13 protein-coding genes are annotated in these 16658 nt (G+C 45.6%); 1 reads left to right on the forward strand and 12 read right to left on the reverse strand.

Translation table 11 applies throughout. The features are described from left to right. Positions 1–7: 7 nt before the first annotated feature. The 6 genes from rapZ to ftsH all read right to left on the reverse strand — a co-directional run bounded on the left by rapZ (position 8) and on the right by ftsH (position 8327). Entirely contained in the window at positions 8–883 is an 876-nt protein-coding gene (gene rapZ, locus NXH67_RS02440; RefSeq protein WP_022777958.1) for an RNase adapter RapZ, read from the reverse strand. 41 nt (positions 884–924) lie between these two features. Beyond that, positions 925–1836 carry a UDP-N-acetylmuramate dehydrogenase gene (murB, locus tag NXH67_RS02445; RefSeq protein WP_442870176.1) on the reverse strand — a complete coding sequence of 304 codons (912 nt, stop codon included), beginning with the start codon at positions 1834–1836 and terminating at the stop codon, positions 925–927. Positions 1837–1869: 33 nt separating this feature from the next. Then, entirely contained in the window at positions 1870–2805 is a 936-nt protein-coding gene (locus tag NXH67_RS02450) for an ROK family glucokinase (protein ID WP_272796247.1), read from the reverse strand. Positions 2806–3017: 212 nt separating this feature from the next. Further along, positions 3018–3968: an HPr(Ser) kinase/phosphatase gene (gene hprK / locus NXH67_RS02455; protein WP_022777961.1), complete on the reverse strand. Its 951-nt coding sequence runs from the start codon at positions 3966–3968 to the stop codon at positions 3018–3020. A 97-nt stretch (positions 3969–4065) separates the two neighbouring features. Continuing rightward, complete coding sequence (gene uvrC / locus NXH67_RS02460) at positions 4066–5940, reverse strand: excinuclease ABC subunit UvrC (protein ID WP_022777962.1); 1875 nt, start codon at positions 5938–5940, stop codon at positions 4066–4068. 83 nt (positions 5941–6023) lie between these two features. Further along, on the reverse strand, positions 6024–8327 hold the full coding sequence (gene ftsH / locus NXH67_RS02465; RefSeq protein ID WP_272796248.1) for an ATP-dependent zinc metalloprotease FtsH: 2304 nt from the start codon (positions 8325–8327) through the stop codon (positions 6024–6026). Between the two features lie 311 nt (positions 8328–8638). On the opposite strand from ftsH, the gene NXH67_RS02470 reads away from it, so the two are divergent. Continuing rightward, positions 8639–10246 carry a CTP synthase gene (locus tag NXH67_RS02470; protein ID WP_022777964.1) on the forward strand — a complete coding sequence of 536 codons (1608 nt, stop codon included), beginning with the start codon at positions 8639–8641 and terminating at the stop codon, positions 10244–10246. A gap of 582 nt (positions 10247–10828) precedes the next feature. Here NXH67_RS02470 and NXH67_RS02475 read toward each other — a convergent pair. The 6 genes from NXH67_RS02475 to NXH67_RS02500 form a co-directional block, all read right to left on the reverse strand. Next, on the reverse strand, positions 10829–11017 hold the full coding sequence (locus tag NXH67_RS02475) for a hypothetical protein (protein ID WP_272796249.1): 189 nt from the start codon (positions 11015–11017) through the stop codon (positions 10829–10831). Positions 11018–11045: 28 nt separating this feature from the next. Further along, positions 11046–11633: a hypothetical protein gene (locus NXH67_RS02480; protein WP_272796250.1), complete on the reverse strand. Its 588-nt coding sequence runs from the start codon at positions 11631–11633 to the stop codon at positions 11046–11048. A gap of 97 nt (positions 11634–11730) precedes the next feature. Next, positions 11731–12078: a DUF1622 domain-containing protein gene (locus NXH67_RS02485; protein ID WP_272796252.1), complete on the reverse strand. Its 348-nt coding sequence runs from the start codon at positions 12076–12078 to the stop codon at positions 11731–11733. A 48-nt stretch (positions 12079–12126) separates the two neighbouring features. Further along, on the reverse strand, positions 12127–12798 hold the full coding sequence (locus tag NXH67_RS02490; RefSeq protein WP_272796253.1) for a hypothetical protein: 672 nt from the start codon (positions 12796–12798) through the stop codon (positions 12127–12129). 434 nt (positions 12799–13232) lie between these two features. Further along, positions 13233–15713, reverse strand: a complete 2481-nt coding sequence (locus NXH67_RS02495) for a glycogen/starch/alpha-glucan phosphorylase (RefSeq protein ID WP_022777969.1) — start codon at positions 15711–15713, stop codon at positions 13233–13235. A 241-nt stretch (positions 15714–15954) separates the two neighbouring features. Beyond that, complete coding sequence (locus NXH67_RS02500) at positions 15955–16635, reverse strand: hypothetical protein (protein WP_272796254.1); 681 nt, start codon at positions 16633–16635, stop codon at positions 15955–15957. Positions 16636–16658: the final 23 nt, after the last annotated feature.

Consider the following 16658-nt stretch of genomic DNA (forward strand, 5'->3'; position numbering starts at 1 on the left):
ATTTTTCCTACTTATTGTTCTTGATGTCCCTGTGAGCAAGCTTGATTCCGATATTGCCTCCGGACTCCCGAAGCCTGTCAAACAGCTCGTTGGCGATGGTTACGCTTCTGTGCTGTCCGCCGGTGCAGCCTATTCCCACAACCAGCTGGTACTTGCCCTCCTGAACGTAGCCGGGAATAAGGAATTTCAGCATATCCTCCAGCTTATCCAGGAATTGTCCGCACTCAGGGAAGCTCTTAACATAGTCCTGAACTCCCTTGTCATTGCCGGTCTGATGTTTCAGTTCATCAATATAGTAAGGATTAGGTAAAAATCTGACGTCAAAAACCAGATCCGCATCGGCAGGGATTCCGTACTTAAAGCCAAAGGAAAGTATTGTCACCATCAGCGAATTGTAGGCCTTATTCTTAACAAAAATTCGGTCCAGCTCTTCCTTAAGCTCTCTTGTAAGAAGCTGCGTGGAATCGATGATGTAGTCAGCACGCTTTTTTACCTCGGAAAGAACAGCTCTCTCCTTATCAATTCCGTCTTCAATTCTGGCGCCAACATCATTTACATTCATAGGATGTACACGCCTAGTCTCCTTGTAACGCTTGATAAGCACCTGGTCACTGGCATCCATGAAAAGAATCTCAACGGGGATTCCCCTGCGCTTAAGGGAGTCGATTATTCCCGGAACTTCTTCAAAACTCTGTCCGGCTCTGGCATCTATGCCCAGAACCACCTTATTGATCTCATTGTCCGGCATGGTAATAAGATCGGCAAACTTCTCAATAAGGGATACCGGAATGTTGTCAACGCAGTAATAGCCTGCATCTTCAAGCATATGGATAGCTGTGGCCTTACCGCCACCGCTCATTCCTGTAACAATTACGAATCTCATCTCAAGATCCTTTCTCTCTGACTGTAATTAAACAAATACGATTAAAAGTCTCCCAACATTATAACTTCCGGTTCGAGAGTAACTCCCGATTCCTTCAGAACCTTCTCTCTAACATCGCAGATAAGCCTGTATACATCTGTAGATGTGGCATCTCCCATATTTACTACGAAGCCGCAGTGCTTGTCTGAAACTCTCGCTCCGCCCACCTGATAGCCTCTAAGTCCCGCATCTTCGATAAGCTTGCCGGCAAAATAGCCCTCGGGACGCTTGAAGGTTGATCCTGCGCTTGGATACTCCAGTGGCTGCTTCTCTTTTCTCTTAAGAGCAAGTTCGTTCATAGTCGCAATAATCTGTTCGTTGTCGCCTTTTTCAAGAGAAAGAGTAGCTTCAAGAACAACGTAGCCCTTATTCTTAATAGAGCTGGTTCTGTATCCGAACTCCATGGCCTCGTTGTCATAGGTCACGATATCTCCCTCCGGAGAAAGAAGTGTAACACTCTCTGTTATCATCTTCATCTCTCCGCCGTAGGCTCCCGCGTTCATGATCATGGCGCCACCTATGGTTCCGGGAATTCCTGCCGCAAATTCAAAGCCTGTCATGGAATGCTCTCTGGCAACCGCCGCTATCTGTGAATTAAGGCAGCCTGCCTCGGCGACAATCTTGTTCTCACCCAAGGTTTCCAGCCCCTTAAGACCGGAGACAGATACGATCACTCCGTCATATCCCTTGTCGGAAACAAGGAGATTACTGCCATTCCCCAAGATGAAAAAAGGACTATTGCTCTCCTTAATAATCGTCATGGACCGTATAAGTTCGTCCCGTGAAGACGGCCTTATAAATAAGCTTGCAGGCCCACCGGTTCTAAACGTGGTGTGCCTGCTCATGGGTTCATCTATTAATATATTTTCTTCCGAAAGTATCCCTCTAAGGGATGTAAGTAATTCTTCCTTCAAAAGATTGTTCTCCATCCAGTTAACAAAATAGCATTAGTACAGGAGCATCTTAGCTGCGCCGTATACGCCTGCATCATTTCCAAGCTTGGCAAGAGCGAATTTAGCATCTGCACAGCCCGGGAATACGTACTTCTTGAAGCTTGGCATAAGAAGGTCAAAGAGCATATCTCCTGCCTTGGATACGCCGCCGCCCAGTACTATGATCTCAGGGTTAACTACGCTGGCTGTGATGGCAATACCTTTTCCAAGGTAATAACCGTATCTCTCAGCGATCATGGTTGCTACTGCATCGCCCTTCTTGGCCGCATCAAAGATATCCTTGCACTCAAATGAACCGCCGCGAAGAACGCTGTCCTCTGTGGTCTCTGCAAGAACTCTCTTGGCGATTCTTACAGCTCCTGTTGCGCTTGCGTACTGCTCAAAGCAGCCATGGTTACCGCATCCGCAGGTATCAGGCTCATCATCCACAAGATGAATGTGTCCGATCTCTCCGCCTGAACCCTTGGCACCGTTAAGGATCTTGCCTTCGTTGATGATTCCGCCGCCGACACCGGTTCCCAGTGTTACAAGCAGCATATTGGCATATCCCTGTCCGCCGCCCTTCCAGGACTCTCCGAGAGCAGCAACGTTAGCATCGTTACCGGCCTTAACGGGAAGCTTAACCTTGGAGTGAAGCTCGTTGACAACGGCTCTGTTCTCCCATCCAAGGTTAACTGCCTGATAGCACAGTCCGTCAACATTAACCGCACCCGGAACACCGACACCTACACCTACGATATCTGAATCGTTGAGGTTCTTCTCATTAATCTTGCCTCTGATTGCTTCCGCAACATCAGTAAGAACCAGCTCTCCGCCATTGTCGGTCCTTGTGGGAACCTCCCAAAAATCTACCTTCTCACCGGTCTCAGTCAGAAGACCGATCTTGGCGGTTGTGCCGCCGATGTCTGCTCCGAATACGTATCTTGCCATCTTTTTTCGTCTCCTCTATGTATGAATATTATAATTTACTCCGTGAATGATGTAGTGTACTCCGTGATAAACGCATGGCTTCACTTCGTTCTCGCCATGCTACATACATTCGGAATCCGCACTACCGCGCTACTTCCTCATGTATGTTCGGTCTTCAAGGTCATGAGCTTCATTGTGCGAGCACATGAAGGTTATGACCTTGAATCCCTGTATCACTCATCATCTTCATCGTCTTCACTGCGACGACGCGCAAGGGAATTCTGAACGCGGTTGTAGAGCTCCTGAGCTGCGTTGTAGCCCATGGCTTTCTGTCTGTGGTTAACGGCTGCTGATTCGCAGATAACCGCCAGGTTACGTCCGGGTCTGATGGGAATTCTGTGGCATACCACCTTGTTGCCAAGATACTCGGTATACTCCTCCTCCAGACCAAGTCTGTCATATTCCTTATCCTTGTCCCAGTCCTCAAGCTTGATAACAAGGTCAATGGTCTGGGTCTCTCTTACACTTGATACACCGTAGAGAGTCTTAACGTCGATGATACCAACGCCTCGCATCTCGATGAAATGCTTGGTTATATCAGGAGCTGTACCGATAAGTGTCTCCTCGCTGACACGCCTGAGCTCAACAACGTCGTCCGATACAAGACGATGTCCTCTCTTGATAAGCTCTATGGCTGTCTCGGACTTACCGATTCCGCTCTCACCAGTGATAAGAACGCCAACACCGAAGATATCAACCAGAACTCCGTGGATTGAAATGCATGGAGCCAGTTTGACGTTAAGCCATCTGATTATCTCCGCCATAAATGCGGAAGTGGATTTCTTGGTAATAAGAACGGGAACTTTTTCCTGAGTCGCTATCTTAAGGAACAAAGGATCAGGAGTCAGTTCTCTGCAGAAAACAACACCGGGAATATCAAAGGAAAGAAATTCCCTGTACATCTCTTCCTTCTTTTCCTGAGGAAAAGATTCCATGTAGGTATACTCAACAAAGCCGATTACCTGAAGTCTCGTGGCTTCAAAGTGCTCAAAATATCCTGCCAGCTGAAGGGCCGGTCTGTTGATATCCGGCTGTGAGATCCTGATCTTCTTGATGTCGAGCTCAGGTGTCAGGTTTTCAAGCTTCATTTTTTCAATAATAGTTTTAAGACTTACGCTTGCCATTATTATCCCCCTCTTCATTAGATAAAAATGTCTTCAAACAGCTAAATGATACCATAGTTATTACTGCACTTCAAATAAATACTGCCGCCACAAAGGACTATTGTTCAGTGGGATTAAAATAGTCAAAAATCTGCCTTGCGACCTTCTCATTAATATCAGGAACCTTGGCAAGTTCCTCAAAGGAAGCATTCTTAATATCTTCAATAGATTTAAAATGCCGCATCAGCGCCTTGCGCCTTGCAGGACCGACTCCAGGTATATCATCCAATGAGCTCTTAACCTGAGCCTTGCTTCTAAGTGACCTGTGATATTCAATGGCAAATCTGTGGGCCTCATCCTGAATCCTGGTTATGAGCTTGAACCCCTCTGACCTGGTATCTATGGGAAGCTCCACATTGTTGAAATACAGTCCCCTGGTCCTGTGATTATCATCCTTGACCATTCCGCAGACCGGAATGTTAATTCCAAGCTCCTCCAGAACCTGCAGGCAGATATTGACCTGACCTCTTCCACCGTCCATCAGGATCAGATCAGGAAACTTGGTAAAGCTGCCATACTGCGCATCTATGTCACGAACCTCCATGTCATGGCGCTCTTCTATTCCATGAAGAAGCCTTCTTGTCAGAACCTCATGCATGCAGGCGTAGTCATCAGGTCCTGCCACGGACTTGATCCTGAACTTTCTGTAGTCGCTCTTTTTGGGCTTGCCCTTCTCATAGACCACCATGGATCCGACGTTGGCAAAGCCGCTTATATTGGAGATATCGTAGGCCTCCATTCGGTTAAGGCCCTTGATGCCCAGGAGATTCTCAATCTCTTTTACCGCTCCGATGGTCCTGCCCTCCTCACGCTTGATCCTCTCCTTGTCCTTGGAAAGAACCAGCATGGCGTTCTGGGCCGCCAGCTCCATAAGTTTCTCCTTCTCCCCCCTCTCGGGAACGGTGATGTACACTCGGCTTCCTTTGCGCTGAGTAAGCCACTTCTCTATTATCTCCATGTCCTCGATGGGCTCGGGGAGCATGAGCTGTCTCGGAATAAAGGGCGTCCCTGCGTAAAACTGCTTGACGAAATTGAGCAGGATCTCTGCCTGAGGATTCTCAGACACATGTGTCATGTAAAAATGTTCTCGCCCGATCAGCCTTCCGTCTCGTACAAAAAATACCTGAACCACCGCATCCTTCTCGTCCGAAGCAATGGCCACAATATCCTTGTCCTCCATGGAAGAATCAGTCATCTTCTGCTTCTGGGCCACGACTTTGACGCTGTTTAGAAGATCTCTGTACTTGGCGGCAGATTCAAAATCAAGCTCCTCCGACGCTGCCTCCATCTTCTGTTCCAAGTCTTTTATTATTACCGCATAATTGCCGCTGAGGAAATCAAGGGCCTTGTCTATGCGCTCTCTGTATTCTTCCCTGGAGACATTCCCGGTACAGGGGCCGCAGCACTGCTTCATGTGATAGTTCAGGCAAGGCCTGTCCAGGCCGATGTCCCGTGGAAGGACTCTGTTACAGGTCCTAAGACCGTATATCTTATTTATGAGATCAATGGTATCCTTTACCGCAGCTGCGCTGGTGAAGGGCCCGAAATATCTGGATTTGTCTTTTTTCATAAGTCGGGAAAAAAGGACTCTTGGATACTCCTCCGATACGGTAACCTTGATATAGGGATAGGTCTTGTCATCTTTTAAAAGAGTGTTATAGCGAGGGCAGTGTTCCTTGATAAGGTTGTTCTCAAGTACCAGCGCCTCCAGCTCCGAGTCGGTTACGATATATTCAAAGCGTGCTATCTGCCTTACCATCTGGTCTATCTGCGGTCCGCGGCCGATGTTGGCACGAAAATAAGACCTGACGCGGTTGTGCAGATTAACAGCCTTACCCACATACATGATGGTGTCGTTCTCATCACGCATGATGTAGACCCCCGGCTCATTGGGGAGCTTTTTCAGTTCTTCTTTTACATCAAATTCACTCATAATGCTATTATATCTAAAAACGCAAGCTCCCGCTGAAATAATCGTCAGGAGTTTGCGTTTTTTCCTTTACATATTATCAGATATTACTTCTTATCGAAGTCCTCGGGAGCATGGGAAAATCTTCCGCCGCCGGTCTGCTCAGGCTTATCTGAATCATCAGTATTATCCTTGCTATCGGCAAAGATTCCTTCGTTATAATCTATGCCTGTGGAACTCTCATAGGGAGCCTGAGATGTCTGCTCGGAAGTAGCTTCCTGCTCTTCCTCTGCCTTTTCCTCTTCGGCTTTCTTCTCTTCCTCAGCCTTCTTCTCACGCTTGTCAGGAACATTGGCTCCTACAAGGGCTGACTCCGCTCTTGTTGCGTAGATTCTCTTTTTCTTGGCTGCCTCCATCTCCTCTTCGGTTGGCTCTGTAAGACCTTCTGCCTCGCGGTAGATCTTCATGAATTCCTTGCCTGTGATGGTCTCTTTTTCAATAAGGAAGGCTGCGATCTTGTCCATGGTGTCGAGGTGTGCGCTGACAACCTTCTTGGACTCTTCATAGCACTCTGCAAGGAGCTTCTTAACCTCTTCATCGATGAGTGTTGCTGTCTCGTCACTGCACTCAAGGATCCTGTTGCCGTCCAGGTATCTGTTCTGGATTGATTCAAGCTGCATGAGACCGAATCTGTCGCTCATACCATACTGGGTGATCATTGCTCTTGCTATGGAAGTTGCCTTCTCGATATCGTTGGAAGCACCTGTGGTTACGGTGTTAAAGATAATCTCCTCCGCTGCACGTCCGCCAAGAAGTACCTTGATCTCCTCAAGGAGCTCGTCCTTGGTGTTGAGGTTCTTCTCATCATCAGGCACATGGAGAACATATCCAAGTGATCCCATGGTTCTGGGGACGATGGTGATCTTCTGTACAGGTTCTGTATTGGTAAGGACTGCGCTTACAAGGGCATGTCCAACTTCGTGATAGCTTACAAGCTTTCTCTCCTCTTTGCTGAGGATTGAATTCTTCTTCTCTTTACCTGCGATAACCTGCTCAAAGGCTTCCATAAGATCCTGCTGGCAAACATATTCTCTGCCTGCCTTAACCGCATTGATGGCCGCCTCGTTAATCATGTTGGCAAGGTCTGAACCAACGGCTCCGCCTGTTGCAAGAGCGATTTCCTTAAGATCAACGGTCTCATCCATCTTAACATCCTTGGAATGAACCTTGAGGATGTCCTCTCTTCCCTTGAGATCGGGCTTATCAACGACGATACGCCTGTCGAAACGGCCGGGACGAAGAAGGGCCTTATCAAGGATCTCAGGTCTGTTGGTAGCTCCAAGAATAAGCACGCCCTTGGAGGAATCGAAGCCATCCATCTCAGACAGGAGCTGGTTAAGTGTCTGCTCACGCTCTTCGTTTCCGCCGCCGTACTTGTTGTCACGGCTTCTTCCGATGGCATCTATCTCGTCTATGAAAATGATACAAGGCGCATTTTTGCTGGCCTCGCTGAAAAGGTCTCTTACACGGCTGGCACCTACACCGACATAGAGCTCGATGAAATCAGAGCCTGCCAGTGAGTAAAAAGGTACATGGGCTTCACCCGCAACTGCTTTTGCAAGAAGTGTCTTACCTGTTCCGGGAGGTCCCACAAGAAGTGCTCCCTTAGGAAGCTTGGCGCCGATCTTGGCATACTTGGCAGGGTTATGAAGGAAGTCTACAACCTCCACCAGAGACTCTTTTGCCTCGTCCTCACCTGCTACATCCTTGAAGGTAACTCCGGTCTCTTTCTGCACATAAACCTTGGCGTTACTCTTACCGACGCTCAAAGGACCGCCGCCCTTGCCCATCTTTCTGAAGATCATGGACAGGATGAACCACATTACAAGGATAGGTGCTACATATAATAAGATGAAGTTGATGATAACACCTGAATTGTCGGGAACTTCGCTGCTGACGGTGACCTTCGCCTCTATCATTCGCTGTGTCAGATCTGAGTCACTCTCGGCACGGCCTGTATACTTAGTACTGTTGACATTTCCGAGATTCCATATGGATATTCTTCCGTATTCCTCGGCATTCTCACCAAGCTCTGTCTCATCCAGAGCGTAGTTCTCAGGTTTGCCATTCTCCTTATTGAGCTTCTTGATCTCCTCCACGCTCTTCATGGTGATATTGATCCTGTCGGACTCAATGACGATATGGTCTACATAACCGCCTTCCGCATACTCTATGAACTTGGAGTAGGTGATTTCTTTGCTGGTATTTTCTGAGAAAGCTCTCAGGAAATAAGTCATAAGCAGCATTGTGATAAGCGCTGCCACTAAGAGAAGGATCAGATTCTGTCTTCTTGGTGATCCTGAACCGTCCCCTAAGGGATTGTTGTTCCTTTGATTGTTTTTATTATCCATTTTTTCTTTCCATTCCTCGCTAAATACTACTGTATAATATAATACGTTATGTGGTATGATGTCTACGTAGGTTTTGACGCATTAAACTTATATATTTCTACTCACTATATATTTTAAGTTACGCTATTATATCGCGTGCAATTAAATATTTCAACCATACATCACCTTTTTATTATAAAAGATTTATTAATAAATTTACAGTTTACGGTAGATTTTCCGAAGCATAAATAATATAATATGTCTTTGTTTTGATTCATAATTTCTATTTCTATTAACAATTATCTCGTCAATAATCAGGAGGAAAAAAGAAAATGGCTGTCAAGTATATCTTTGTTACAGGTGGAGTTGTGTCCGGATTGGGAAAGGGCATCACTGCCGCATCCCTTGGAAGACTTCTTAAGGCAAGAGGCTACAAGGTGACGATGCAGAAGTTTGATCCCTATATCAACATTGACCCCGGAACCATGAACCCTGTTCAGCACGGAGAAGTATTCGTGACCGAAGATGGTACTGAAACTGACCTTGACCTTGGACACTACGAAAGATTTATTGACGAGAATCTTGATAAAAACTCTAACGTTACAACCGGTAAGATTTACTGGTCCGTTCTTCAGAAGGAGCGTCGCGGCGACTACGGCGGACGCACCGTACAGGTTATCCCTCACATCACCAACGAGATAAAGGGCAAATTCTACAGAAACTTTACCGATGACGAGACCCGCATTGCCATCATTGAGGTTGGTGGAACCGTGGGAGATATTGAGTCACAGCCTTTCCTTGAGGCAATCCGTCAGTTCCAGCATGAAGTAGGACATGAGAATGCAATGCTTATCCTTGTTTCCCTTATTCCTTACCTTCGCTGCTCACAGGAGATCAAGACCAAACCCACACAGTCAGCAGTTAAGACCATGCAGGGAATGGGACTTCAGCCCGATGTCATCGTCTGCAGAAGTGAGATTGAACTTGAGCAGGATACCAAGGACAAGATTGCTCTTTTCTGTAACGTTCCCAGCAGTCACGTTCTTAACAACCTTGATCTTGAATACTTATATGAAGCTCCTCTTGCAATGGAAAAAGAGCACCTTGCTCAGGTTGCCTGCGAGTGCCTGAATCTGGATTGTCCTGAGCCCGATCTTACAGACTGGAAGGCAATGGTTGACACTCTGTATTCCCTGAAGCACGAAGTAAGAGTTGCTCTTGTAGGAAAGTATACACAGCTTCACGACGCTTATATCTCAGTTGTAGAAGCTCTTAAGCACGGCGGTATCTCCAATCAGACCGCAGTTGATATCAAGTGGGTTGATTCCGAAGAGGTTAATGAAGACAACGTTGCGGAGATTCTCTCCGATGTTGACGGTCTCATTGTTCCCGGTGGTTTCGGCGACCGCGGAATCGAAGGTATGATCACTTCCATCAAATATGCCCGCGAGAACAATCTTCCTTTCCTTGGCCTTTGCCTTGGAATGCAGCTTGCAATCGTAGAATTCGCAAGAGACGTTGTGGGCTACACAGATGCTCACTCAATCGAATTTGATCCAAATACCCAGCATCCAATGATCGCTCTTTTACCGGATCAGAACGGTGTTGAGGATATCGGCGGAACCTTAAGACTTGGTTCATATCCTTGCGTTCTTGATAAGGAGTCCAAGGCCTTCGAGCTCTTTGGTTCAGAGAATATCACAGAGCGTCACCGCCACAGATACGAGGTTAACAATGATTACCGCGCTGTTCTTGTACAGAACGGCATGAAGCTCTGCGGACTGTCACCTGACGGACGTATTGTAGAGATGATCGAGCTGCCCTCCAATTCATTCCATATGGCAACGCAGGCTCATCCGGAGCTTAAGTCTCGTCCTAATAGGCCGCACCCGCTCTTCTCCGGCTTCATCAAAGCTTCACTTGAGCACGAGAACAAGTAATTAGTGGTTTCCCGGAAGACCGGGGACGTTGTAATAAAATAGAGCAGATAAATTCATCTCACGGTTCTAAACGCTCCGAAGAGCCCTGAACATTAAGTACTCGTGCATAAGGCACTCCTACTTCATAGGTCTCATCTTTGCAGAACCGAAATCGATGAATTTATCTGCTCTATTTTATTTGCCGTCCCCTCCTTGGAAGCCACTACTTACACTTACTTGCCTCTCGTGCTCTGCGTTCACACAATCCCTTTTGCTGGCTTAATATTTTTTATTTCCATTTCTCCTACCATACACTTCTTAGCTTCCCAAATGTTTTTTCAAGTGTCTTATATTTGTGCCTTATTCTGTATCAAACACTCAATCAGCTAAGAACTGCTTTTTCAAGTGTCAAAACTTAGCTATTTCCGGAAATATGGGACTCAATTAACACTCCTATATCTTTCTGATTCTTCTACAAGTGTTGCACTATCTATAATTGACACTCCTCATGAATAGCAAAAAGCATACAAGTGTTATATCTCAGCAAAGTATACACTCCTTCATTCTCTTAATCATTTTTCAAGTGTTACCCCTAAGCAACGATCATTTGCCAATCACATTAGCGTACCACTGTTGATTCTCCATCCATAAAATAACAATCTGCACAAGATTGTTCCTGAGTTCCTCGCCGTCGGTGTATCTGACGCAGCAATTATTCTTTGTGCTGTCAAGGGGGGCGTATGTTTGTCTCAGAATATATTCATTGGAAAGTATCCCATTAACTGCCTTCATAACTCCCAATTTCTTGACATATACCACCTTATTCCCCTAGCACTTCTGTTATATTCCTTCCTGCAACAGCATCTCCTGCATATAAATATTCCCATATAGGCTCATCTCCATGTTCGCCTGTATAATACTTCCTTGCACATTCAAGGGCCTTTTCCATATCCTGTCTGGCGCTCATGGTGTCATAGGCTTCATCATAGATAGACATATCTCTCTTTTCGATTCTGTTCTCATCGACTTCAACCTCAAACAGATGCACCTTGCTGCGCTCTTCTTCGGTTTCTTCGCCCCAGTCCATCTCATAGAGTTTTTTACTGTCTGCAAGATCCGTATAAAAGTAATTACAGTTCAACCTGCTGATGCAATCAGGAAATTCAGTCTGTCTGACATACTCGAACAGACCTTCAGTAGCCCACTTGGCATAATCAGACCATTCTCTTAATCCAAACCTTTTAAGCACCGCGAACATATACTTCGCATTCAGCACCATTCCATAAAAACAAGATTTGTCATACTCCAACGCCTGAATAAAGGGCCTGCTAAGTTCCATGCACCTCTGATGGTCCCGAACCATTGCGTCCCCTTCTTTCAGTGTCTGACTAATATGATAAACTATCATCTCTTTTCCTTCTTTCCAAATATTCTATGCTATTCTATCACAGTCCCCGCCATAATCGCATAAAAAAGGCTGCTACAGCATCGTAACAGCCTCAACTTCATTCTTTGATATCGGGTTCCAGTGCTTTCTTCTCATTCTTGATTTCCCAATGAATCAGGAAGGTAAGAACAGCCCGGAGAGTTATGATGGCTCCGAGGATTCCCAGCTCTGCCCAGTCACGGACAACTACGGTTCTAAGGACCTCTCCTCCAAGTTTGAATTCCAGAGCAAGTGCTATGCCCTGAGCAAGCTCCAGGCGAATGGCATCATTTTTCTTGATCCACAGGATAAAACTTTTTACGCCGGTGTAAACAAGAATACATATTCCGGCAAACTCCAGAAGCAACGTCGAAAACTCAACTATATATCTCAGTATGCTCTCCGCAGTCTGATATACTTCTTCCATGGCACCCTCCCTCTATACAAATTTCTCATATCAAACCAACAGGTACAATTATCGAACAAGCAATTCTTCTATGGTTTTATCATCAAAATCATATTTTTCAACAATTCGTTTCCGAATGTTTTCCTCGGAGTCCCCTAGTAAACGTCCATAGTCAATGAGCTCTTTGGCACTCTTTTTATAAGCTTTCGCAGTCACTTCCTCCGTTACTTCCTGCCTTACTTCCTGCCTTACTTCCTTAATAACCTCCCGCCTGACATCATCCGCCATCGCACTCCGAAGATCCCTCTTTATGTGCTCAAGTTCATCCCACTTCTGCATATATCTCTCTGTAACCTCCGCTCTTTCCTTAGTTTCGGTAACAATATCATTCATCTGTGTCACAATACGGCTTGGATTCTCTCGCACAGCCCCATCTACTATATATTCTAGCACCTCCTGTAGTCTTTCTCCATATTCTTTTCTTTCTGACAGATTATTCTTACCTTTACAGTAGAGAAAAATGCGCATTATTCCGTCCATATACTCTATCTTCGGGTGAGTCGTTATAACCGAGCGTACTTCATAATACATATCACCTGCGCCAAAGGGATCATAAGACAGAATCGTTACCGAAAAATAGTCCGGTAGTTCGTTGTAGCTGGTGTTGGTTGGCAGTTTCTTGGCCTCATCAAAGGTAATAGGGGTATTCGACGACAATATCATATTAATTTCCGTACTCATTTCAGATTTATTTCCTTTCCAGTTATGAAGACAATCCACTGAACATGCAGAGAGAATAGACTCATAGACAGAATGTCTACAAAAAGAACATGCAAGACGGGTGTAGGTGATAGGTAAGCAAGGATCTGCCCTGCACATTCAGTGGTTGAATGAAAGATATCCCGAATGCAAGATTGTATAACGATGAATTAGACACATCGTCCGCACTCGTGGATCACTCCCGGTTGGGAGTAGAACTATACGTTGCTTTCAATGAGGAAAGATTAGCACCAATATAGTATGTTGTAAATAGTTTTGGCCAAATCTTAAGAAAGTCTTAAACAAATCTTAAGAAAGTCATAAGAATTTGATGTTTTATCATTATTTGGCGTTCGTATGGCCGTTTAATAATAACAACAACAAGGGCCAGGTATTAAAACCTGACCCAATAGTTTTTATTTAACTTCAATCTGCAATTTATCCAGATGCCAAACCTCATCAACATATTCCTGAATGGTTCTGTCGGATGAGAACTTGCCACAGCTTGCTGTGTTGAGAAATGCCATCTTAGCCCAGCGCTTCTTGTCTGCATAAGCATCGGAAATGCGGTTCTGAGCCTCAAGATAAGACTCGAAATCCTTCAGAATAAAGTACTGATCCGCTTTGTTTCCGCCAATGCCTGTAAGAAGGCTGTTGTACAGAGGTCTGAACAGCTCTCTGTCCTTGGAGAAGGTGCCATCTACAAGCATATCCAGAGCAACCTTGACGTTTGGATCAGAGTGATAAATATCCTGAGGGTTGTAGCCGCCGTTCTTCTCATAATCCATAACTTCCTGTGAAGTCAGACCGAAGATAAAGGCGTTCTCCTCTCCAACCTCATTAACAATCTCAACGTTAGCTCCGTCAAGAGTTCCCAAGGTAACTGCGCCGTTAAGCATCATCTTCATGTTACCTGTTCCGGAAGCTTCCTTACTTGCAGTGGATATCTGTTCGGAGACATCTGCTGCAGCGAAGATAAGCTCTGCGTTGGATACTCTGTAATCCTCGATGAATACTACCTTGATCTTGCCCTTGATATCCTTATCGTTATTGATAACATCCGCAACCGAGTTGATAAGCTTGATGGTAAGCTTGGCTGTAAGATATCCCGCAGCCGCCTTGGCACCGAAGATATAGGTCTTCGGATAAAAATCTTTGCTGGGATGAGTCTTAATGTCATGATACTTGTACATAACTGTCAGGATGTTCAGGAGCTGTCTCTTATACTCATGAAGTCTCTTAACCTGTACATCAAAAATTGACTTAGGATCAACCTTAACTCCGTTATGCTCAAGGATATATGCCGCAAGACGTTCCTTGTTTTTGAGCTTGATATCCATAAACTGCGCAAGAGCCTTTTTGTCGGTTGCATAGGCTTTGAGCTTGTCCATCTGAGACAGATCTGTGATCCAGTCATCTCCGATCTTATCCGTTACCCAGTCTGCCAGAAGCGGATTGGCATGCATAAGGAATCTTCTCTGGGTGATACCATTGGTCTTGTTGTTGAACTTCTCCGGCATCATCTCGTAGAAATCCTTAAGCTCTCTCTTTTTAAGGATCTCGGTATGGAGCCTTGCTACACCGTTAACGGAATGTCCGCCTACTATGGCAAGGTGAGCCATCTTGACCTGATTGTCGTAAAGTATAGCCATGCTGCGGATCTTGGCCTGAACATCGATTCCTGCGCTGCCTGAATACTGGCGCATGATCTGATCCACGAATCTTCTGTTGATCTCATCCACAATCTGGAAAATTCTCGGAAGAAGTCTCTGGAACAGATCCATAGGCCATTTCTCAAGAGCCTCCGACATAATTGTATGGTTGGTGTAGCAGCAGGTATTCACAGTGACATTCCACGCATCATCCCATGAAAGATAATATTCATCCATGAGAACTCGCATGAGCTCTGCAACTGCCACAGTAGGGTGCGTATCGTTGAGCTGGAATACAGCCTTTTCGTAAAATCTTCTGATATCCTCGTGGTTCTTAAGATATCTCTTAACCGCAGTCTGAACTGAAGCTGAGATAAAGAAGTACTGCTGTTTAAGTCTCAGCTCTTTTCCTGCAATATGGTTGTCATTGGGGTACAGAACCTCACACAGCTGGCTGGCAAGATTCTCCTGCTCAACAGCCTTCTGATAATCACCCTTGTCAAAAGAGTCAAGCTGGAAACACTGTACAGGCTCGGCATCCCAGATTCTAAGGGTATTAACAACGCCGTTGCCATATCCGATAACCGGCAGATCGTAGGGAACTGCTCTTACAACCTGATATCCCTCCTGCTTGAATATTGTTCTGCCGTAATCATCTGTATAAACATTTACGTAGCCGCCGAATTTAACCTCTTTGGCGTACTCATTTCTTCTAAGTTCAAAAGGATTGCCGTTCTCAAGCCAGGTATCCGGTGCCTCAACCTGATAACCATCCTGAATAACCTGACGGAACATACCGTATTTATAGCGGATACCGCAGCCATAGGCCAGATATCCCAGGGTTGAAAGAGAATCCAGGAAACATGCGGCAAGTCTTCCGAGACCACCGTTTCCAAGGGCCGGATCCGGCTCCTGATCCTCAATAAGGTTAACATCGATTCCCAACTCATCAAGAGCCTCTTTAACCGGCTTGTAAGCCTGAAGATTGATGAGGTTGTTACCAAATGCCCTTCCCATAAGGAATTCCATTGACATGTAGTACACAATCTTGGGATCCTGCTCTGCTGCCGCCTTCTGGGTTGTCATCCAGTGGTCGACAATGGCGTCCTTGATGGCGTAGGCTGCTGCCTGATAGAGCTGCTGGGGCGTTGCCTCTTCCATGGTCTTACGGTACAGAGTCTTTACATTGTACTGCACACTTCGTTTGAATAGGTCTTTGTCAAAAGATAGCTGTTTTTTCTTCATGTTGCCTCCTCACTTATGCCATAAACCCGCGTATTATCTGAAATAATATTGACCGGTTCTGGTTAATACTATGATATACGCACTTTTCGCACAAAAATCAAGTCCTTTTATGGCTCAGTATAATATGTATGTAACTATTTTACCGCAAAACCGTACACCAATTTATAAAATTAGCGTAAACTCTAAACACCGGTAAAAAAGCTGCAGGATCAGAGGTAACAGGTTCTGATTCTGCAGCTTATTAGTATGCTATCCACTCAGCCGGATCTGAGTAATTTTGATCAAGCCACCCCTGAAGATCATCAACAGGTTCTCCGTTAACAACCAGATTGTCGATAGGTTCACCTTCCTCAGGCCACTCTGTATGCTGCTCAGCAAACATGTTTTCAGTAACGCCGTCTTTACCAATCTTCATGGTGTAATAGTAGTTGTCTCCAATACCGCCATTTCCCAGGTATTTGCCGTCCTTCTGAAGCTCCTCGAAGCATCGGTAGCCCCTGCTTGTACCATAGAACTTACCGTCTACTTCCGTAAGTATGAGGAAGTTGCTACCTCCCTGAGGACAATAGAGAATCAGCTCCTCTCCGTTCTCACCGTCAAGATCAACAAAGGTATATTCCTTGATCTCAGGGATTCCTTCCGCCATAATGCTTATCCCGTACTCCTCAAGGGTCATCTCCTCATCTGCCCACTCGAAACAAAAGAAGGGCTCTTCATTATCCATGACCTTGGAAAAACGTCCGAAGCGGTCCGGCCCTACATTGCTATTTGCCTCAGCACTTCTATCTACCTCTACCTGGCTATTTAACTCTGCTGCGGTGCTTTCCTGTACGCTCTGCTGATTATCTGCGACAGTCTCACTTTGACCGCAACCGGTCAAAATAGCACCAACCATCATAAGTGCAATAAACTTCTTTTTCATACATACTTCTCCACATTTTCTTC

The organism is Butyrivibrio sp. DSM 10294 (genome assembly GCF_028539135.1).
Classification (GTDB): domain Bacteria; phylum Bacillota; class Clostridia; order Lachnospirales; family Lachnospiraceae; genus Butyrivibrio.